The organism is Piscinibacter gummiphilus (genome assembly GCF_002116905.1).
GTDB lineage: Bacteria > Pseudomonadota > Gammaproteobacteria > Burkholderiales > Burkholderiaceae_C > Rhizobacter > Rhizobacter gummiphilus.
In genome coordinates, this window is record NZ_CP015118.1 from 2,388,793 (window position 1) to 2,411,786 (window position 22,994).

Annotated in this window: 3 protein-coding genes; all 3 read left to right on the forward strand. The window is 71.3% G+C overall.

From position 1 onward, the window contains the following. The first annotated feature begins 3 nt into the window (after positions 1 to 3). Genes A4W93_RS10720 through A4W93_RS10730 form a run of 3 tightly spaced genes read left to right on the forward strand, consistent with a single transcriptional unit; the run spans position 4 to position 22,988 of the window. The gene (locus A4W93_RS10720; protein ID WP_085750599.1) at positions 4 to 3,264 is read left to right on the forward strand and encodes a non-ribosomal peptide synthetase; all 3,261 of its coding nucleotides are present in this window, start codon (positions 4 to 6) and stop codon (positions 3,262 to 3,264) included. Next, positions 3,265 to 18,969, forward strand: coding sequence for a non-ribosomal peptide synthetase (locus A4W93_RS10725; RefSeq protein ID WP_085750600.1), 15,705 nt, complete (start codon positions 3,265 to 3,267; stop codon positions 18,967 to 18,969). After that, positions 18,969 to 22,988 carry an amino acid adenylation domain-containing protein gene (locus A4W93_RS10730; protein ID WP_099959890.1) on the forward strand — a complete coding sequence of 1,340 codons (4,020 nt, stop codon included), beginning with the start codon at positions 18,969 to 18,971 and terminating at the stop codon, positions 22,986 to 22,988. Before A4W93_RS10725 ends, A4W93_RS10730 begins: the two co-directional genes overlap by 1 nt. Positions 22,989 to 22,994: the final 6 nt, after the last annotated feature.

A 22,994-nucleotide genomic window follows, 5' to 3' on the forward strand; every position in this document is an offset into this window, starting at 1 on the left:
CCGATGGCCCACACCGATCCGCTCGCGCAGCGTCGCGCCCGACTGTCCGACACCCAGCGCGAGCGGCTCGCCGAGCGCCTCCGCGGCGGGGCGGCGCGGGCGCCCGCCGCACCCACCATCCCGCGCCTGGGCCGCACCACGGCGCCGATGTCGCACGCCCAGCAGCGGCTGTGGTTCCTGTGGCAGCTCGATCCGTCCGATACCACGTACCACCTCGGCGCGGCGCTGCGGCTCGAGGGGCACCTCGACGGCGAGGCCGTGCAGGCCGCGCTCGACGCGGTGGTGGCGCGCCACGAGGCCCTGCGCACGGACTTCCAGCCCGACGCCGACGGGCGCGCGGTGCAGCACATCCGGCCGGTCCGGCGGGTGCCGCTCGTGACGGAGGACCTGTCGAACGAGGACGGCGAGGCGCGGGCGATGACGCTCGCCCGGGCGTTCCACGACCAGCCGTTCGACCTGGCGAACGGCCCGCTGCTGCGGGCGTGCCACCTCCGGACGGGCGAAGGGAAACACCTGCTCGTGCTGGTGATGCACCACATCGCCACCGACGCCTGGTCGCGGCAGATCGTGCTCGGCGAGTTCGCCGCGCACTACAACGCCCGGGTGCGCGGTGAACCGTGTGTGCTGCGCGAGCTGCCCATCCAGTACGCGGACCATGCGCAGTGGCAGCGCGATGGCCTCGCGTCCGGCGAATCGGCCCGGCAGCTCGCGTGGTGGACCACGCAGCTGGGTCCGGCACAGCCCGTGCTGCAACTGCCGGCCGACCGGCCGCGAGGCGCCTCGTCCACCCGGCGTGCCGCGGAGCTCCGGGTCGACGTGCCAGCGGCCACCGCCACGGCCCTGCTGCGGTTCGCGCAGGCCCGCCACACGACGCCCTTCGTCGCGCTGCTGACGGCCTTTTTCCTCGTGCTGCACCGGCACACCGGCGAACGCGACCTGCGCGTGGGCGTGCCCACGGCCAACCGCCACCAGGCGGACACCGCCGGCGTGGTCGGCCTGTTCGTCAACACCCAGGTGATGCGCTGCCTGCTCGACGAGACCGACACGCCCGGAGACGTCCTCGACCGCGTGCGCGAGGCCACGCTCGGCGCACAGGCGCACCAGGACCTGCCGTTCGACCAGCTCGTGGAAGCACTGGCGCCCGGACGGGGCGACCACGGGCCGCAGCTGTTCCAGGTCATGTTCAACCACCTGAAGCTGGACCACGAGGCCCTGACACGCCTCGAGGGCCTGATGCTGCACGACTACGTCGGTCTCGGCGAATCGGCCCCGTTCGACCTCGTGCTCGACACGCTGGAGCGTGGTGACGGCCGCCTGGCGGCGAACTTCCGTTTCGACGCGGCCTTGTTCGATCGGACGACCATCGAACGGTTCGCGCGCCACTACTTGGCGGCGCTCGACGGACTGGTCGCCCTGGCCGGCTCGCCGTTGCGGGCGATGGACCTGTTGTCGCCGACCGAGCGTGAGCGGCTGTCGGCGTGGGGCGACCGCACGGGCACGTTCGAGTCCACTCCGATCCATGTGTTGATCGAGCGTCAGGTACGGGAACGGCCCGATGCGACGGCGGTGGTGTTCGAGGACCAGTCACTGAGCTATGCGGAACTGAACCGCCGGGCGAACCAGGTGGCGCACCGCTTGATCGGATTGGGTGTGGGCCCCGAGGTCAAGGTCGGCCTCTCGACCCAGCGGTCGCTGGAGATGGTGGTGGGGTTGCTGGGGATCCTGAAGGCCGGGGGCGCGTACGTGCCGCTGGACCCGGCGTACCCGGCGGACCGGCTGGCGTACATGCAGGCCGACAGCGGCGTCGCGCTGGTGCTCGGTTCGGAGGACCTCGGCGCGGAACGGTTCGCCGGCCAGCCCGAGCACGACCCCCAGGTGCCGGTGCACGTGGAGCAGCTCGCGTACGTGATCTACACGTCGGGGTCGACGGGACGCCCGAAGGGCGCGCAGCTGAACCACCGCAACGTGACGCGGCTGCTGGAGGCCACGCAGCCGTGGTTCGGGTTCGGACCTCAGGACGTGTGGACGATGTTCCATTCGTACGCGTTCGACTTCTCGGTGTGGGAGATCTTCGGCGCGCTGTGCACGGGCGGGCGGCTGGTGGTGGTGCCGCACTGGGTGAGCCGTTCGCCGGAAGACTTCGTGGGCCTGCTCAAGGCGCAACGGGTCACGGTGCTGAACCAGACGCCGTCGGCGTTCGGGCAGCTGATGGGCGTGCGTGGCGCATACGAAGACGGCCTGGCGCTGCGCGCGGTGATCTTCGGCGGCGAGGCGCTGGAGCCGGAGCGGCTGCGGCCGTGGATGGAGCGCTGGGGCGACGAGACGCCGCAGCTGATCAACATGTACGGGATCACCGAGACGACGGTGCACGTGACGTACCGGCGGGTGACGAAGGCGGACCTGGGGCAGGGGCGCAGCCCGGTGGGCACGGCGATCCCGGACCTGGGGCTGCGGGTGCTGGACGAGCGGCTGGAGCTGGCGCCGATCGGGGTGCCGGGGGAACTGCACGTGTCGGGCGAAGGGCTGGCGCGGGGGTATCTGAACCGGCGAGGGCTCACGGCAGAGCGTTTCATCGCGGACCCGTTCAGCGAAGGCGGGCGGCTGTACCGCACGGGGGACCTGGTGCGCTGGAGCGCGGAGGGCCAGCTGGAGTACCTGGGTCGCATCGACCAGCAGGTGAAGGTGCGGGGGTTCCGGATCGAACTGGGGGAGATCGAGGCACAGCTGCTGGCGCAGCCGGAGGTGCAGGAGGCGGTGGTGGTGGCCGACGAGGGCCGCCTGGTGGCGTACGTGACGGGCGAGGTGGACACAGCCGTGCTGCGAGAGCGGCTGGGCCGGGTGCTGCCGGACTACATGGTGCCGGGGGCGATGGTGGTGCTCGGGGCGCTGCCGCTGAACCCGAACGGGAAGGTGGACCGCAAGGCGCTGCCGAAGCCGGAGTACACGAGCGAGCGGGTGTACGAGGCACCGCAAGGTGAGGTGGAGACGAGGCTCGCGGCGATCTGGGCGGAGGTGCTGGACGTGGCGCGTGTGGGCCGCCAGGACAACTTCTTCGAACGGGGCGGGCACTCCCTCACCGCGCTGCGCATGCAGGTGACGGTGCACCAGCGGCTGGGAGCCAACGTGCCGCTGCGCACCTGTTTCGAGCAGCCGACGCTGCAGGCGCTGGCGGCCGTCGTCGCTGCGCAGGTGACGGACACCCAGGCGGGTGATTCGAACGACCTCGACCGCATGGTCGAACTTCTGGGTGAATTGGAGAGCTGAATGTCGGTCAACACACGCCAGGTCGCCGAGCGCTTCCTGCGGCTTCCTCAGGACAAGCAGCGCTCCTTCCTCGACGCGCTCCGCCAGCAGGGCATCGACTTCGGCCAGCTGCCGATCGTGGCGGCCGGCGCGCAGGCGCGGGACACCGTGTCGTACGCGCAGGCACGCCAATGGTTCCTGTGGCAGCTGGACCCGCAGAGCACGGCGTACCACATCGCCGGTGCGCTGACGCTGGAGGGTGAGCTGGACGTGGCCGCGCTGCGTGGCAGCTTCGACGCGCTGGTGGCGCGCCACGAATCGCTGCGCACGGTGTTCGAAGCCGATGCGGACGGACTGGCACGGCAGGTGATCCGCGAGCCGTTCGGTCTGGACATCCCGGTGATCGCCGTCGACGACACGGCGGCGGAGGCGGCACGTGTGGTGAACACGCCGTTCGACCTGACGAGCGGCCCGCTGCTGCGGGTGGCGGTGCTCCAACGCGGCGCACGCGAACACGTGCTGGTGGTGGTGATGCACCACATCGTCTCGGACGGCTGGTCGATGCAGGTGATCGTCGACGAGTTCGTGGCGGGGTACCGGGGGGATGCGGCGAAGCTGCCGCCGATGGCGCTGCAGTACGCGGACTACGCGGTGTGGCAACGGCACTGGCTGGAGGCCGGCGAGAAGGACCGTCAGCTGGCGTACTGGAAGGCGCAACTGGGCGGCACGCAGCCGGTGCTGCAGCTGCCGACGGATCATCCGCGGCGAGCGGGGGGTGTCTACCGTTCGGCCCGCCACGTGTTCGAGCTGGAGCCAGCTCTCGTGAAGGCGCTGCAGCAACGCGCCCAGGCGGAAGGCGCGACGCTGTTCATGGTGCTGCTGGCGGGCCTGCAGGTGGTGCTGCACCGCTACACGGGGCAGGAGGACATCCGCATCGGGGTGCCGATCGCGAACCGGCACCGTGCGGAGACGGGGGGCATCGTGGGGTTCTTCGTGAACACGCAGGTGCTGCGCGGCGAACTGGACGGGCGCACGACCCTGCAGGCGGTGCTGCAGCGGGCGAAGGAGTCGGCACTGGGTGCGCAGGCGCACCAGGACCTGCCGTTCGAGCAGCTGGTGGAGGCCTTGCAGCCCGAGCGCAGCCTGGGCACGACACCGCTGTTCCAGGTGCTGTTCAACCACCAGCGGGAGGATTACCGCGCGCTGGATGAACTGCCGGGGCTGAAACGCCGCCCGTTCACGCTGGGCGAACAGGGCGCGCAGTTCGAATTGACCGTCGACACGCTCGAGACCGCGAACGGCGGCGTGACGGTCAGCTTCGTCCATGCCGCCGAACTGTTCGAGGCGGCGACGATGGATCGCCTCGCGGACCACTACCGTGCCGTGTTGAAGGCGATGGCCGAGCGGCCGGCGGAGGCCCTCGCCGACGTGCCGTTGCTGGGCGAGGAGGAGCGCGCGCAACTGCGGGCGTGGGGCGACAACAAGGCGACCCACGACCAGACGCTGCCGGTGCACGTGCTGTTCGAACGGCAGGCGAAGCGCCAGCCGGACGCGACGGCGGTGGTGTTCGAGGATCAGTCGCTGAGCTATGCGGAGCTGAACCGCCGGGCGAACCAGGTGGCGCACCGGCTGATCGCGCTGGGCGTGGGTCCGGAGGTGAAGGTGGGGATCGCGGTGGAGCGGTCGCTGGAGATGGTGGTGGGGCTGCTGGGGATCCTGAAGGCCGGTGGTGCGTACGTACCGCTGGACCCGGAGTACCCGGCCGACCGGCTGGCGTACATGGTGGCCGACAGCGGCATCACGCTGCTGCTCACGCAGCCGCAGGTGCGCGAGCGTGTGCACCACGGCGGGCTTCCGGTGCTCGAACTCGATGCGGTGCACTTCGCCGCCGAGCCCGGGCACGACCCGGCGGTGCCGGTGCACGGCGACCACCTGGCGTACGTGATCTACACGTCGGGCTCGACCGGGCTTCCGAAGGGGGCGGCCAACCGCCACCGCTCGCTCACGAGTTGCATGACGTGGATGCAGGTCACGTTCGGGCTGGACCGTTCGGACACGGTGCTGCACAAGGCCGCGTTCGGTTTCGACGTGTCGGTGTGGGAGTTGTTCTGGCCGCTGACGGCTGGGGCGCGGCTGGCGGTGTCGCGGCCGGGGGACCACCGGGATCCGGCACGCATCGTCGCGCTGATCCGGCAGCACGGGGTGACGACGCTGAACTTCGTGCCGTCGATGCTGCAGGCGTTCCTGGCGCACGAGGGCATCGAGAAGGTGACGCGGCTGAGGCACGTGATCGTGGGTGGCGAGGCGCTGCCGGCGGAAGCGCAGCACGAGGTGTTCCGGCGGTTGGGCGAGACGGGGTTCCACAACCTGTACGGTCCGACGGAGGCGGCGATCCACGTGACGCACTGGCAGTGCCGGGACGACGGGCGCAGCCAGGTGCCGATCGGCCGGCCGGTCTCGGAGACGCGGGCGCACGTGCTGGACGCGGCGTTGAACCCCGTGCCGGTGGGCGTGGCGGGCGAGCTGTACCTGGGTGGGGTGCACCTGGGACGCGGCTACCTGAACCGCGCGGCCCTGACCTCGGAACGTTTCGTCGCGGACCCGTTCAGCGAGGGCGGCCGGCTGTACCGCACGGGGGACCTGGTGCGCTGGAGCGCGGAGGGCCAGCTGGAGTACCTGGGTCGGATCGACCAGCAGGTGAAGGTGCGGGGCTTCCGGATCGAACTGGGGGAGATCGAGGCACAGCTGCTGGCGCAGCCGGAGGTGCAGGAGGCGGTGGTGGTGGCCGACGAGGGCCGCCTGGTGGCCTACGTCACCGGCGAGGTGGACACGTCACAACTGCGAGAGCGGCTGGGCCGGGTGCTGCCGGACTACATGGTGCCGGGGGCGATGGTGGTGCTCGGGGCGCTGCCGCTGAACCCGAACGGGAAGGTGGACCGCAAGGCGCTTCCGAAGCCGGAGTACACGAGCGAGCGGGTGTACGAGGCACCGCAAGGTGAGGTGGAGACGAGGCTCGCGGCGATCTGGGCGGAGGTGCTGGACGTGGCGCGTGTGGGCCGCCAGGACAACTTCTTCGAGCTGGGGGGCCACTCGCTGCTGGCGCTGAGCCTGCTGGAGCGGATGCGCGCGGCCGGGCACGAGGCGTCGGTGCGCACGCTGTTCCAGCAGCCGGTGCTGGGGGCGTTCGCACAGGCGCTGGCGCAGGCGCCGGTGCGGCGCGAGGTGGTGGTGCCGGCCAACGGCATCCCGGCGGACTGCGTGTCGATCGAGCCGTCGATGGTCACGCTGGTGGCGCTGGACGAGGCGCAGGTGCGAAGCATCGAGGGGATGGTGCCGGGCGGTGCGCGCAACATCCAGGACATCTACCCGCTGGCGCCGCTGCAGGAGGGGATCCTGTTCCACCACCTGCTGCAGTCGCGGGGGGATGCGTACGTGACGCCGTGCCTGCTGAGCTTCGACAGCGAGGCGAGGCTGCGCGGGTTCAGCGACCGGTTCGACCAGGTGATCGCGAGGCACGACATCCTGCGCACGGCGGTGCTGTGGGAGGGGCTGCCCGAGCCGGTGCAGGTGGTGTGGCGGCATGCGGCGTTGAAGCTGGAGTGGTTGCCGCAAGGGGGCACGGGGTCGGTGGCCGAACGGCTGGACGCCCACGTGGACCCGGCGCACCACCGCATCGATGTGCGGCACGCGCCGCTGATCCGGGCGGTGGCGGCGCACGACGAGGCGCAGGGCCGGTGGCTGCTGCAGCTGCCGAGCCACCACCTGGTGATGGACCACACGACGCTGGAACTGCTGGTGCAGGAGATGGGGGAGATCGAGGCGGGGCGGGGTGCGGCCCTGCCCGAGCCGGTGCCGTTCCGGCGTTACGTGGCGCAGGCGAAGTACGGGGTGAGCGTGGCCGAGCACGAGGCGTTCTTCGGTCGGATGCTGGGGGACGTGGAAGAGCCGACGGCACCGTTCGGGCAGTTGGACGTGCAAGGCGACGGCAGCGGGGTGGAGAGCGTGCACCTGCCGCTGGCGCCGGCGCTGTGCGCGAGGGTGAGGAAACAGGCGCAGCAGCACGGGGTGAGCGCGGCGAGTGTGTTCCACCTGGCGTGGGGCGCGGTGCTGGCGAAGGCGACGGGGCAGGACGACGTGGTGTTCGGCACGGTGCTGTTCGGGCGGATGCAGGGAGGCGAGGGGACGTCGCGGGCGCTGGGGCTGTTCATCAACACGCTGCCGCTGCGGCTGAGGCTGGTGGGGCAGGACGTGAGACAGGCGTTGCGGCAGACGCACGAGGGGTTGAGCGGGCTGATGCAGCACGAACACGCGAGCCTGACGCTGGCGCAGCGGTGCAGCGGGCTGCCGGGCGGCACGCCGCTGTTCACGGCGCTGCTGAACTACCGGTACAGCGGGCAGGGCCCGGTGGAGGCCGGGGTGTGGGAAGGCATGGAGGTGCTGGGCGGGGAGGAACGGACGAACTACCCGGTGGGGATGTCGGTGGACGACCTCGGGGACGGGTTCGTGCTGACGGGGCAGGTGAGTGCGCGGGTGGGTGCGCAGCGGCTGTGCGGGCTGATGGCCCGCGCGGTGGAGTCGCTGGTGCAGGCGCTGGCGGAGCGGCCCGGAGCGAGGGTGACGGAGCTGGCGGTGCTGGGGGCGGAGGAACGCGAGCAACTGCGGGCGTGGGGCGACAACAAGGCGACCCACGACCAGACGCTGCCGGTGCACGTGCTGTTCGAACGGCAGGCGAAGCGCCAGCCGGACGAGATCGCGGTGGTGTTCGAGGAGGAGTCGCTGAGCTATGCGGAGCTGAACCGCAGGGCGAACCAGGTGGCGCACCGGTTGATCGCGCTGGGCGTGGGTCCGGAGGTGAAGGTGGGGATCGCGGTGGAGCGGTCGCTGGAGATGGTGGTGGGGCTGCTGGGGATCCTGAAGGCCGGTGGTGCGTACGTGCCGCTGGACCCGGAGTACCCGGCGGACCGGCTGGCGTACATGGTGGCCGACAGCGGCATCACGCTGCTGCTCACGCAGCCGCAGGTGCGCGAGCGTGTGCGCCACGGCGGGCTGCCGGTGCTCGAACTCGATGCGGTGCACTTCGCCGCCGAGCCCGGGCACGACCCGGCGGTGCCGGTGCACGGCGACCACCTGGCGTACGTGATCTACACGTCGGGCTCGACCGGGCTTCCGAAGGGGGCGGCCAACCGCCACCGCTCGCTCACGAGTTGCATGACGTGGATGCAGGTCACGTTCGGGCTAGACCGTTCGGACACGGTGCTGCACAAGGCCGCGTTCGGTTTCGACGTGTCGGTGTGGGAGTTGTTCTGGCCGCTGACGGCCGGGGCGCGGCTGGCGGTGTCGCGGCCGGGGGACCACCGGGATCCGGCACGCATCGTCGCGCTGATCCGGCAGCACGGGGTGACGACGCTGAACTTCGTGCCGTCGATGCTGCAGGCGTTCCTGGCGCACGAGGGCATCGAGAAGGTGACGCGGCTGAGGCACGTGATCGTGGGTGGCGAGGCGCTGCCGGCGGAAGCGCAGCACGAGGTGTTCCGGCGGTTGGGCGAGACGGGGTTCCACAACCTGTACGGTCCGACGGAGGCGGCGATCCACGTGACGCACTGGCAGTGCCGGGACGACGGGCGCAGCCAGGTGCCGATCGGCCGGCCGGTCTCGGAGACGCGGGCACACGTGCTGGACGCGGCGTTGAACCCCGTGCCGGTGGGCGTGGCGGGCGAGCTGTACCTGGGTGGGGTGCACCTGGGACGCGGCTACCTGAACCGCGCGGCCCTGACCTCGGAACGTTTCGTCGCGGACCCGTTCAGCGAGGGAGGCCGGCTGTACCGCACGGGGGACCTGGTGCGCTGGAGCGCGGAGGGCCAGCTGGAGTACCTGGGCCGGATCGACCAGCAGGTGAAGGTGCGGGGGTTCCGGGTCGAACTGGGGGAGATCGAGGCACAGCTGCTGGCGCAGCCGGAGGTGCAGGAAGCGGTGGTGGTGGCCGACGAGGGCCGCCTGGTGGCCTACGTCACCGGCGAGGTGGACACGTCACAACTGCGAGAGCGGCTGGGCCGGGTGCTGCCGGACTACATGGTGCCGGGGGCGATGGTGGTGCTCGGGGCGCTGCCGCTGAACCCGAACGAGAAGGTGGACCGCAAGGCGCTGCCGAAGCCGGAGTACACGAGCGAGCGGGTGTACGAGGCACCGCAGGGTGAGGTGGAGACGAGGCTCGCGGCGATCTGGGCCGAGGTGCTGGGCGTGGCGCGTGTGGGCCGCCACGACAATTTCTTCGAACTGGGCGGTGACTCGATCACGAGCCTGAAGGTCGTGGCCCACGCCCGCTCCCTCGGCGGACAACTGTCACCCAGGGAGTTCTTCGAACACCAGACCTTGTCCCGGGTGGCTGCGGCCATGAAACGCGAGCAGGAGACCACCGTGATCCCGCCGCTCGACGGTCCGCGGACCGGGTGGCCCGCATCGCATGCACAGGCGCGGCAATGGTTCCTGTGGCAGCTGGACCCGCAGAGCACGGCGTACCACATCGCCGGTGCGCTGACGCTGGAGGGGGAGCTGGACGTGGCCGCGCTGCGTGGCAGCTTCGACGCGCTGGTCGCACGGCACGAATCGCTGCGCACGGTGTTCGAAGCCGATGCGGACGGACTGGCACGACAGGTGATCCGCGCGCCGTTCTCGCTGGACATTCCGGTGATCGCGGTCGACGACGCGGCGGCGGAAGCGGCGCGGGTGGTGAACACGCCGTTCGACCTGACGAGCGGCCCGCTGCTGCGGGTGGCGGTGCTCCAACGCGGCGAACGCGAACACGTGCTGGTGGTGGTGATGCACCACATCGTCTCGGACGGCTGGTCGATGCAGGTGATCGTCGACGAGTTCGTGGCGGGGTACCGGGGGGATGCGGCGAAGCTGCCGCCGATGGCGCTGCAGTACGCGGACTACGCGGTGTGGCAACGGCACTGGCTGGAGGCCGGCGAGAAGGACCGTCAGCTGGCGTACTGGAAGGAGCAGCTGGGCGGCACGCAGCCGGTGCTGCAGCTGCCGACGGATCATCCGCGGCGAGCGGGGGGTGTCTACCGTTCGGCACGTCACGGGTTCGAACTGGAGCCAGCTCTCGTGAAGGCGCTGCAGCAACGCGCCCAAGCCGAAGGCGCGACGCTGTTCATGGTGCTGCTGGCGGGCCTGCAGGTGGTGCTGCACCGCTACACGGGGCAGGAGGACATCCGCATCGGGGTGCCGATCGCGAACCGGCACCGGGCGGAGACGGGGGGCATCGTGGGTTTCTTCGTGAACACGCAGGTGCTGCGCGGCGAACTGGACGGGCGAACGACCCTGCAGGCGGTGCTGCGGCGGGCGAAGGAGTCGGCACTGGGTGCGCAGGCGCACCAGGACCTGCCGTTCGAGCAGCTGGTGGAGGCCTTGCAGCCCGAGCGCAGCCTGGGCACGACACCGCTGTTCCAGGTGCTGTTCAACCACCAGCGCGAGGATTACCGCGCGCTGGATGAACTGCCGGGGCTGAAACGCCGCCCGTTCACGCTGGGCGAACAGGGCGCGCAGTTCGAGCTGACGCTGGACACGAGCGAAGGGGCGGACGGTCGCATCAACGCGAGCTTCGGGCACGCGGCCGAGCTGTTCGAGGCGGACACGATCGCTCGCATGGCCGGCCACTACGTGGCGGTGCTGCAGGCGCTGGCCGAGCGGCCTGCGCAGGCGGTGGGCGAGGTGGTGCTGCTGGGGGCACCCGAACGCACGAAGGTCACGCAGTGGGGCGACCGCACGGGCACGTTCGAGTCCGCACCGATCCATGTGCTGATCGAACGTCAGGTGCGGGAACGGCCAGATGCGACGGCGGTGGTGTTCGAGGACGAGTCGCTGAGCTATGCGGAACTGAACCGCAGGGCGAACCAGGTGGCGCACCGCTTGATCGGATTGGGCGTGGGCCCCGAGGTCAAGGTCGGCCTCTCGACCCAGCGGTCGCTGGAGATGGTGGTGGGGTTGCTGGGGATCCTGAAGGCCGGGGGCGCGTACGTGCCGCTGGACCCGGCGTACCCGGCGGACCGGCTGGCGTACATGCAGGCCGACAGCGGCGTCGCGCTGGTGCTCGGTTCGGAGGACCTCGGCGCGGAACGGTTCGCCGGCCAGCCCGAGCACGACCCGCAGGTGCCGGTGCACGTGGAGCAGCTCGCGTACGTGATCTACACGTCGGGGTCGACGGGGCGCCCGAAGGGCGCGCAGCTGAACCACCGCAACGTGACGCGGCTGCTGGAGGCGACACAGCCGTGGTTCGGGTTCGGACCTCAGGACGTGTGGACGATGTTCCATTCGTACGCGTTCGACTTCTCGGTGTGGGAGATCTTCGGCGCGCTGTGCACGGGCGGGCGGCTGGTGGTGGTGCCGCACTGGGTGAGCCGTTCGCCGGAAGACTTCGTGGGCCTGCTCAAGGCGCAACGGGTCACGGTGCTGAACCAGACGCCGTCGGCGTTCGGGCAGCTGATGGGCGTGCGTGGCGCATACGAAGACGGCCTGGCGCTGCGCGCGGTGATCTTCGGCGGCGAGGCGCTGGAGCCGGAGCGGCTGCGGCCGTGGATGGAGCGCTGGGGCGACGAGACGCCGCAGCTGATCAACATGTACGGGATCACCGAGACGACGGTGCACGTGACGTACCGGCGGGTGACGAAGGCGGACCTGGGGCAGGGTCGCAGCCCGGTGGGCACGGCGATCCCGGACCTGGGGCTGCGGGTGCTGGACGAGCGGCTGGAGCTGGCGCCGATCGGGGTGCCGGGGGAACTGCACGTGTCGGGCGAAGGGCTGGCGCGGGGGTATCTGAACCGGCGAGGGCTCACGGCAGAGCGTTTCATCGCGGACCCGTTCAGCGAAGGCGGGCGGCTGTACCGCACGGGGGACCTGGTGCGCTGGAGCGCGGAGGGCCAGCTGGAGTACCTGGGTCGGATCGACCAGCAGGTGAAGGTGCGGGGCTTCCGGATCGAACTGGGGGAGATCGAGGCACAGCTGCTGGCGCAGCCGGAGGTGCAGGAGGCGGTGGTGGTGGCCGACGAGGGCCGCCTGGTGGCCTACGTGACGGGCGAGGTGGACACGGCCGTGCTGCGAGAGCGGCTGGGCCGGGTGCTGCCGGACTACATGGTGCCGGGGGCGATGGTGGTGCTCGGGGCGCTGCCGCTGAACCCGAACGGGAAGGTGGACCGCAAGGCGCTGCCGAAGCCGGAGTACACGAGCGAGCGGGTGTACGAGGCACCGCAGGGTGAGGTGGAGACGAGGCTCGCGGCGATCTGGGCCGAGGTGCTGGGCGTGGCGCGTGTGGGCCGCCACGACAATTTCTTCGAACTGGGCGGTGACTCGATCACGAGCCTGAAGGTCGTGGCCCACGCCCGCTCCCTCGGCGGACAACTGTCACCCAGGGAGTTCTTCGAACACCAGACCTTGTCCCGGGTGGCTGCGGCCATGAAACGCGAGCAGGAGACCACCGTGATCCCGCCGCTCGACGGTCCGCGGACCGGGTGGCCCGCATCGCATGCACAGGCGCGGCAATGGTTCCTGTGGCAGCTGGACCCGCAGAGCACGGCGTACCACATCGCCGGTGCGCTGACGCTGGAGGGGGAGCTGGACGTGGCCGCGCTGCGTGGCAGCTTCGACGCGCTGGTCGCACGGCACGAATCGCTGCGCACGGTGTTCGAAGCCGATGCGGACGGACTGGCGCGGCAGGTGATCCGCGCGCCGTTCCCGCTGGACATTCCGGTGATCGCGGTCGACGACGCGGCGGCGGAAGCGGCGCGGGTGGTGAACACGCCGTTCGACCTGACGAGCGGCCCGCTGCTGCGGGTGGCGGTGCTCCAACGCGGTGAACGCGAACACGTGCTGGTGGTGGTGATGCACCACATCGTCTCGGACGGCTGGTCGATGCAGGTGATCGTCGACGAGTTCGTGGCGGGGTACCGGGGAGAGATCGCGGACCTGCCGCCGTTGGCGCTGCAGTACGCGGACTACGCGGTGTGGCAACGGCACTGGCTGGAGGCCGGCGAGAAGGACCGTCAGCTGGCGTACTGGAAGGCGCAACTGGGCGGCACGCAGCCGGTGCTGCAGCTGCCGACGGATCATCCGCGGCGAGCGGGCGGTGTCTACCGTTCGGCCCGCCACGGGTTCGAACTGGAGCCAGCGCTGGTGAAGGCGCTGCAGCAACGCGCCCAGGCGGAAGGCGCGACGCTGTTCATGGTGCTGCTGGCGGGCCTGCAGGTGGTGCTGCACCGCCACACGGGGCAGGAGGACATCCGCATCGGGGTACCGATCGCGAACCGGCACCGGGCGGAGACGGTGGGCATCGTGGGGTTCTTCGTGAACACGCAGGTGCTGCGCGGCGAACTGGACGGGCGCACGACCCTGCAGGCGGTGCTGCGGCGGGCGAAGGAGTCGGCACTGGGTGCGCAGGCGCACCAGGACCTGCCGTTCGAGCAGCTGGTGGAGGCCTTGCAGCCCGAGCGCAGCCTGGGCACGACACCGCTGTTCCAGGTGCTGTTCAACCACCAGCGCGAGGACTACCGCGCGCTGGATGAACTGCCGGGGCTGAAACGCCGCCCGTTCACGCTGGGCGAACAGGGCGCGCAGTTCGAGCTGACGCTGGACACGAGCGAAGGGACGGACGGTCGCATCAACGCGAGCTTCGGCCACGCGGCCGAGCTGTTCGAGGCGGACACGATCGCTCGCATGGCCGGCCACTACGTGGCGGTGCTGCAGGCGCTGGCCGAGCGGCCTGCGCAGGCGGTGGGCGAGGTGGCGCTGCTGGGTGGGCCCGAACGCATGAACGTCACGCAGTGGGGCGACCCCACGGGGGCGTTCGCGCATGCACCGATCCACACGCTGATCGAACGGCAGTCGAAGCGCCAGCCGGAGGCGACGGCGGTGGTGTTCGAGGACCAGTCACTGAGCTATGCGGAACTGAACCGCCGGGCGAACCAGGTGGCGCACCGCTTGATCGCGCTGGGTGTGGGCCCCGAGGTCAAGGTCGGCCTCTCGACCCAGCGGTCGCTGGAGATGGTGGTGGGGTTGCTGGGGATCCTGAAGGCCGGTGGGGCGTACGTGCCGCTGGACCCGGCGTACCCGGCGGACCGGCTGGCGTACATGCAGGCCGACAGCGGCGTCGCGCTGGTGCTCGGTTCGGAGGACCTCGGCGCGGAACGGTTCGCCGGCCAGCCCGAGCACGACCCCCAGGTGCCGGTGCACGTGGAGCAGCTCGCGTACGTGATCTACACGTCGGGGTCGACGGGACGCCCGAAGGGCGCGCAGCTGAACCACCGCAACGTGACGCGGCTGCTGGAGGCCACGCAGCCGTGGTTCGGGTTCGGACCTCAGGACGTGTGGACGATGTTCCATTCGTACGCGTTCGACTTCTCGGTGTGGGAGATCTTCGGCGCGCTGTGCACGGGCGGGCGGCTGGTGGTGGTGCCGCACTGGGTGAGCCGTTCGCCGGAAGACTTCGTGGGGTTGCTCAAGGCGCAACGGGTCACGGTGCTGAACCAGACGCCGTCGGCGTTCGGGCAGCTGATGGGCGTGCGTGGCGCATACGAAGACGGCCTGGCGCTGCGCGCGGTGATCTTCGGCGGCGAGGCGTTGGAGCCGGAGCGGCTGCGGCCGTGGATGGAGCGCTGGGGCGACGAGACGCCGCAGCTGATCAACATGTACGGGATCACCGAGACGACGGTGCACGTGACGTACCGGCGGGTGACGAAGGCGGACCTGGGGCAGGGGCGCAGCCCGGTGGGCACGGCGATCCCGGACCTGGGGCTGCGGGTGCTGGACGAGCGGCTGGAGCTGGCGCCGATCGGGGTGCCGGGGGAACTGCACGTGTCGGGCGAAGGGCTGGCGCGGGGGTATCTGAACCGGCGAGGGCTCACGGCAGAACGTTTCATCGCGGACCCGTTCAGCGAAGGCGGCCGGCTGTACCGCACGGGGGACCTGGTGCGCTGGAGCGCGGAGGGCCAGCTGGAGTACCTGGGCCGGATCGACCAGCAGGTGAAGGTGCGGGGCTTCCGGATCGAACTGGGGGAGATCGAGGCACAGCTGCTGGCGCAGCCGGAGGTGCAGGAGGCGGTGGTGGTGGCCGACGAAGGCCGCCTGGTGGCCTACGTGACGGGCGAGGTGGACACGGCCGTGCTGCGCGAGCGGCTGGGTCGGGTGCTGCCGGACTACATGGTGCCGGGGGCGATGGTGGTGCTCGGGGCGCTGCCGCTGAACCCGAACGGGAAGGTGGACCGCAAGGCGCTGCCGAAGCCGGAGTACACGAGCGAGCGGGTGTACGAGGCACCGCAAGGTGAGGTGGAGGCGAGGCTCGCGGCGATCTGGGCGGAGGTGCTGAACGTGGCGCGTGTGGGCCGCCAGGACAACTTCTTCGAGCTGGGGGGCCACTCGCTGCTGGCGCTGAGCCTGCTGGAGCGGATGCGCGCGGCCGGGCACGAGGCGTCGGTGCGCACGCTGTTCCAGCAGCCGGTGCTGGGGGCGTTCGCACAGGCGCTGGCGCAGGCGCCGGTGCGGCGCGAGGTGGTGGTGCCGGCCAACGGCATCCCGGCGGACTGCGTGTCGATCGAGCCGTCGATGGTCACGCTGGTGGCGCTGGACGAGGCGCAGGCGCGAAGCATCGAGGGGATGGTGCCGGGCGGTGCGCGCAACATCCAGGACATCTACCCGCTGGCGCCGCTGCAGGAGGGGATCCTGTTCCACCACCTGCTGCAGTCGCGGGGGGATGCGTACGTGACGCCGTGCCTGCTGAGCTTCGACAGCGAGGCGAGGCTGCGCGGGTTCATCGACCGGTTCGACCAGGTGATCGCGCGGCACGACATCCTGCGCACGGCGGTGCTGTGGGAGGGGCTGCCCGAGCCGGTGCAGGTGGTGTGGCGGCATGCGGCGTTGAAGCTGGAGTGGTTGCCGCAAGGGGGCACGGGGTCGGTGGCCGAACGGCTGGACGCCCACGTGGACCCGGCGCACCACCGCATCGACGTGCGGCACGCGCCGCTGATCCGTGCGGTGGCGGCGCACGACGAGGCGCAGGGCCGGTGGCTGCTGCAGCTGCCGAGCCACCACCTGGTGATGGACCACACGACGCTGGAACTGCTGGTGCAGGAGATGGGGGAGATCGAGGCGGGGCGGGGTGCGGCCCTGCCCGAGCCGGTGCCGTTCCGGCGTTACGTGGCGCAGGCGAAGTACGGGGTGAGCGCGGCCGAGCACGAGGCGTTCTTCGGTCGGATGCTGGGGGACGTGGAAGAGCCGACGGCGCCGTTCGGGCAGTTGGACGTGCAAGGCGACGGCAGCGGGGTGGAGAGCGTGCACCTGCCGCTGGCGCCGGCGCTGTGCGCGAGGGTGAGGAAACAGGCGCAGCAGCACGGGGTGAGCGCGGCGAGTGTGTTCCACCTGGCGTGGGGCGCGGTGCTGGCGAAGGCGACGGGGCAGGACGACGTGGTGTTCGGCACGGTGCTGTTCGGGCGGATGCAGGGAGGCGAGGGGACGTCGCGGGCACTGGGCCTGTTCATCAACACGCTGCCGCTGCGGCTGAGGCTGGTGGGGCAGGACGTGAGACAGGCGCTGCGGCAGACGCACGAGGGGTTGATCGGGCTGATGCAGCACGAACACGCGAGCCTGACGCTGGCGCAGCGGTGCAGCGGGCTGCCGGGGGGCACGCCGCTGTTCACGGCGCTGCTGAACTACCGGTACAGCGGGCAGGGCCCGGTGGAGGCCGGGGTGTGGGAAGGCATGGAGGTGCTGGGCGGGGAGGAGCGGACGAACTACCCGGTGGGGATGTCAGTGGACGACCTCGGGGACGGGTTCGTGCTGACGGGGCAGGTGAGCGCGCGGGTGGGCGCGCAGCGGCTGTGCGGGCTGATGGCCCGCGCGGTGGAGTCGCTGGTGCAGGCGCTGGGTGAACGGCCGGACGCACGGGTGACGGAGCTGGCGGTGCTGGGCGAGGAGGAGCGCGCGCAACTGCGGGCGTGGGGCGACAACAAGGCGACCCACGACCAGACGCTGCCGGTGCACGTGCTGTTCGAACGGCAGGCGAAGCGCCAGCCGGATGCGACGGCGGTGGTGTTCGAGGATCAGTCGCTGAGCTACGCGGAGCTGAACCGGCGGGCGAACCAGGTGGCGCACCGGCTGATCGCGCTGGGCGTGGGTCCGGAGGTGAAGGTGGGGATCGCGGTGGAGCGGTCGCTGGAGATGGTGGTGGGGCTGCTGGGGATCCTGAAGGCCGGTGGTGCGTACGTGCCGCTGGACCCGGAGTACCCGGCGGACCGGCTGGCGTACATGGTGGCCGACAGCGGCATCACGCTCGTGCTGGGTTCGGACGTGGACCTCGGGGCGGAACACTTCGCGGGAGAACCCACACACGACCCGGAGGTGAAGGTCCACGGCGAGCACCTCGCGTACGCCATCTACACGTCGGGCTCGACCGGCCGCCCCAAGGGCGTGATGGTGCGCCATGGCGCGCTCGTGCATTTCCTGCGCGACATGGCGAAGCGGCCGGGGCTGGTGCGCGAGGACGTGGTGGTGGCGGTGACGTCGCTGTCGTTCGACATCGCGACGCTGGAGCTGTACCTGCCGCTGCTGTCGGGGGCGAAGGTGGTGCTGGCGCCGCGGCACGTGGTGCGGGACGGCGAGGCGCTGTCACGGCTCGTGGACACGAGCGGGGCGACGGTGCTGCAGTCGACCCCGTCGGGCTGGCGGCTGCTGCTGGCGGGCGGCTGGACCGGGCCGAAGGGGAACCCGTTCAAGGGCCTGTGTGGCGGCGAAGCGCTGCCGCCAGACCTGGCCACCTCGTTGACGGACCTCGGCGTGGACCTGTGGAACCTGTACGGCCCGACGGAGACGACGGTGTGGTCGGCCGCGGGCCGGGTGGGCGAGGACGCAGGCCTGGGCGGGCCGATCGCGGGGACCCGCCTGCACGTGCTGGATGCGGGGCTGGAACCGGCACCGGTGGGGGTGAGCGGCGAGTTGTTCATCGGCGGTGTGGGCCTGGCGCGCGGCTACCTGGGCCGGGCGGGGCTGACATCGGAGCGGTTCATCGCGGACCCGTTCGGCGGGGGCGGGCGGCTGTACCGCACGGGGGACCTGGTGCGCTGGAACGCGGCGGGCCGGCTGGAGTACCTGGGCCGCATCGACCACCAGGTGAAGGTGCGGGGCTTCCGGATCGAACTGGGGGAGATCGAGGCACAGCTGCTGGCGCAGCCGGCGGTGCGGGAGGCGGTGGTGGTGGCGAGGGACGGCACGACGCTGGTGGCGTACGTGGTGGGCGACGGCGTGGACGTGGCCGCCGTGCGCGAGGGCCTGGGCCGCACGCTGCCGGAACACATGGTGCCGGGCCGAGTGGTGGTGCTGGAGCGGCTGCCACTCACGCCCAACGGGAAGATCGACCGCAAGGCCCTGCCCGACACGGGGGCCGTCCTGCGCTTGGGCGAACCGCCCGAGGGGGAGGCGGAAGAGGCGCTCGCGGCGATCTGGGCCGAACTGCTGCACGTCGACGAGGTGGCGCGCGACGACAACTTCTTCGAGTTGGGCGGCCATTCGCTGCTGGCCGTGCAGGTGTCGGCCCGGGTGCAGGCCTCGCTGCGGTGGGACCTGTCGGTCACCGACGTCTTCCGTTACCCGACCTTGCGCGCGATGGCCGCGAGGCGACCGGCCACGGGTGACGAGTCGGCGCTGCTCGACATCGACGCCTTCATCGACAGCCTGGAGAGCGCCTGATGGACACCACGACGAACCTCCGCATCGCGGAGCGCTTCGCGCGCCTGACCGCCGAGCAGCAACGCGCCGTCTACCGCAAGATTCGCGCGGACGGATTGGGCATGGGGCAGTTCCCGATCGTGCCCCGCGACGTGTCGGAGGGGGCTCGCTGTGCACCGTCCTACGCGCAGGCGCGCCAGTGGTTCCTGTGGCAGCTGGACCCGCAGGGCACGGCGTACCACATCGCCGGTGCCCTGGTGCTGGAGGGCGAGCTGGACGTGGCGGCATTGCGTGGCAGCTTCGACGCGCTGGTCGCACGGCACGAATCGCTGCGCACGGTGTTCGATGCCGATGCGGACGGACTCGCGCGGCAGGTGATCCGCGCGCCGTTCCCGCTGGACATCCCGGTGATCGCGGTCGACGACACGGCGGCGGAAGCGGCGCGTGTGGTGAACACGCCGTTCGACCTGACGAGCGGCCCGCTGCTGCGGGTGGCGGTGCTCCAACGCGGCGAACGCGAACACGTGCTGGTGGTGGTGATGCACCACATCGTCTCGGACGGCTGGTCGATGCAGGTGATCGTCGACGAGTTCGTGGCGGGGTACCGAGGGGACGCGGCCAGCCTGCCGCCACTGGCTCTGCAATACGCCGACTACGCGGTGTGGCAACGCCACTGGCTGGAGGCCGGCGAGAAGGAACGGCAGCTGGGGTACTGGAAAACTCAGCTGGGTGGCACGCAGCCGGTGCTGCAGCTGCCGACCGATCACCCGAGGCGCGCAGGCGGTGTCTACGGTTCGGCCCGCCACGTGTTCGAGCTGGAACCTGAGCTGGTGAAGGCGCTGCAGCAGCGCGCACAAGCGGAAGGCGCGACGCTGTTCATGGTGCTGCTGGCGGGCCTGCAGGTGCTGCTGCACCGCTACACGGGGCAGGAAGACATCCGCATCGGGGTGCCGATCGCGAACCGGCACCGGGCGGAGACGGTGGGCATCGTGGGGTTCTTCGTGAACACGCAGGTGCTGCGCAACGAACTCGATGGCCGCACGACCTTGTTGGCGGTGCTGCAGCGGGCGAAGGAATCGGCGCTCGGCGCACAGGCGCATCAGGACCTGCCGTTCGAGCAGCTGGTGGAGGCCTTGCAGCCCGAACGAAGCCTGGGCACGACACCGCTGTTCCAGGTGATGTTCAACCACCAGCGTGAAGCGCCGGGCGGTCCGCCGGAGTTGCCGGGCCTCGTGTCGACGCCGTACACCGTCGGGGAACGCGGCGCGCAGTTCGAGCTGTCGCTCGAGACCTTCGAGCAGGCCGGCGGCCGGATCCATGCCAGCTTCGCCCATGCCGCCGAATTGTTCGAGCCCATGACCATCGCCCGTCTGGCCGGCCACTACCAAGCGGTTCTGCGTGCGATGGCCGGGCGGCCGGCCCAGGCGGTCGGCGAGGTGCCGCTGCCGGACGCGGAAGAGCTCGCGCAACTGCGGGCGTGGGGCGACAACACGGCGACCCACGACCAGACGTTGCCGGTGCACGTGCTGTTCGAACGGCAGGCGAAGCGCCAGCCGGATGCGACGGCGGTGGTGTTCGAGGATCAGTCGCTGAGCTACGCGGAGCTCAACCGCAGGGCGAACCAGGTGGCGCACCGGCTGATCGCGCTGGGCGTGGGTCCGGAGGTGAAGGTGGGGATCGCGGTGGAGCGGTCGCTGGAGATGGTGGTGGGGCTGCTGGGGATCCTGAAGGCCGGTGGTGCGTACGTGCCGCTGGACCCGGAGTACCCGGCGGACCGGCTGGCGTACATGGTGGCCGACAGCGGCATCACGCTCGTGCTGGGTTCGGACGTGGACCTCGGGGCGGAACACTTCGCGGGAGAACCCACACACGACCCGGAGGTGAAGGTCCACGGCGAGCACCTCGCGTACGCCATCTACACGTCGGGCTCGACCGGCCGCCCCAAGGGCGTGATGGTGCGCCATGGCGCGCTCGTGCATTTCCTGCGCGACATGGCGAAGCGGCCGGGGCTGGTGCGCGAGGACGTGGTGGTGGCGGTGACGTCGCTGTCGTTCGACATCGCGACGCTGGAGCTGTACCTGCCGCTGCTGTCGGGGGCGAAGGTGGTGCTGGCGCCGCGGCACGTGGTGCGGGACGGCGAGGCGCTGTCACGGCTCGTGGACACGAGCGGGGCGACGGTGCTGCAGTCGACCCCGTCGGGCTGGCGGCTGCTGCTGGCGGGCGGCTGGACCGGGCCGAAGGGGAACCCGTTCAAGGGCCTGTGTGGCGGCGAAGCGCTGCCGCCAGACCTGGCCACCTCGTTGACGGGCCTCGGCGTGGACCTCTGGAACCTGTACGGCCCGACGGAGACGACGGTGTGGTCGGCCGCGGGCCGGGTGGGCGAGGACACGGGCCTGGGCGGGCCGATCGCGGGGACCCGCCTGCACGTGCTGGATGCGGGGCTGGAACCGGCACCGGTGGGGGTGAGCGGCGAGTTGTTCATCGGCGGTGTGGGCCTGGCGCGCGGCTACCTGGGCCGGGCGGGGCTGACATCGGAGCGGTTCATCGCGGACCCGTTCGGCGGGGGCGGGCGGCTGTACCGCACGGGGGACCTGGTGCGCTGGAACGCGGCGGGCCGGCTGGAGTACCTGGGCCGCATCGACCACCAGGTGAAGGTGCGGGGCTTCCGGATCGAACTGGGGGAGATCGAGGCACAGCTGCTGGCGCAGCCGGCGGTGCGGGAGGCGGTGGTGGCGGCGAGGGACGGCACGACGCTGGTGGCGTACGTGGTGGGCGAGGGCGCGGACCCGGCGAGGGTGCGCGAGGGCCTGGGCCACACGCTGCCGGAACACATGGTGCCGGGCCGTGTGGTGGTGCTGGAGCGCCTGCCACTCACGCCCAACGGCAAGATCGACCGCAAGGCGCTGCCCGACCCCGGCGGGGCACCCTCGCACGAGCCGCCGCAGGGAGACGCGGAGATCGCGCTGGCCGGGATCTGGTCGGAGGTGCTGCAGGTGGACGCCGTGGGCCGCGACGACAACTTCTTCGAGCGGGGCGGCCATTCGATCCTCGCGCTGCGTGTCGTCGCCCTGGCGCGGCAGCGCGGACTGGGCCTGAGCCTGCAGGACGTGGTCGGGCAACCCACGCTCCGTGCGCTCGCACGCGCCGCGTCCGTCGCGGTGGCACCCTCCAGCCCGGTCGTGCCACTGAACGCGCCACGGCCGGGCGCCGTGCCGCTGTTCTGCATTCACCCGGCCCTCGGCTCGGTGCTGGGCTACCTGCCGCTCGCCCGGGTGCTGGGGGGAGTGCGGCCGGTGCACGGGGTGCTGTGCCGCACCCTGCAGGACCCGCGGCACCGCGACACCAGCCTGCAGGCCATGGCCGACGACTACGTGGCCTGCGTGCGCGAGGTGCAGCCGCATGGTCCGTACCACCTGCTGGGCTGGTCGCTGGGCGGGGCGCTGGCCGTGCACATGGCCGCGACGCTGGAAGCGTTGGGCGAGACCGTGGCCTTCCTCGGCCTCGTCGACCCGACCGTGCCGAGCGAACACGGCGCGGCGCTGGTGGCGGAGCCCGACTGGCGGCGTGACTTCGCCGGCCTGCTGCGCGACCTCGACCCGGCGCTGGGTGACGACGTGGGCGTGCCCGGCGGCGTGGCCGACCCGCTCGACGACGAGGGCCCGCTGCGCGAGTGGACGATCGGACTGCATGCCGCGGGGCGTTTCACCGCCCGTGGGCGCTTTCGCGACATCACGCCCGCGGACGTGGTGCGCACGTTCCTCGTGGACCGCTGCATGACCCGGCTGGTTCGCCGCGGCACGCAGCCGCTGCCGAGGGTGTTGGCGCCCACCCTCTGCTGGTGGGCGCACGACCAGCGCCCGGCCGTGACCGAAGCGCTGGCGCGCGAACTCGGTTCGGTGCGCCTGGTCACCCGCGGTGTCGACGCCAGCCATGCCGACATCGTGCACCACGAGGCCTTCCTGTCCGACCCGGTGTGGCGGACCACCGGCGTTCCCACGCCGGCGGCGCCGTCCGCCCTGCGGGATCACGCCGATGCGTGAACCCGC

What these genes read in the sequence shown, in the direction of transcription:
- A4W93_RS10720 (WP_085750599.1), top strand. Translation starts at nt 4, where the DNA reads ATGGCCCACACCGATCCGCTCGCGCAGCGTCGCGCCCGACTGTCCGAC.
- A4W93_RS10730 (WP_099959890.1), top strand. Translation starts at nt 18,969, where the DNA reads ATGGACACCACGACGAACCTCCGCATCGCGGAGCGCTTCGCGCGCCTG.
- A4W93_RS10725 (WP_085750600.1), top strand. Translation starts at nt 3,265, where the DNA reads ATGTCGGTCAACACACGCCAGGTCGCCGAGCGCTTCCTGCGGCTTCCT.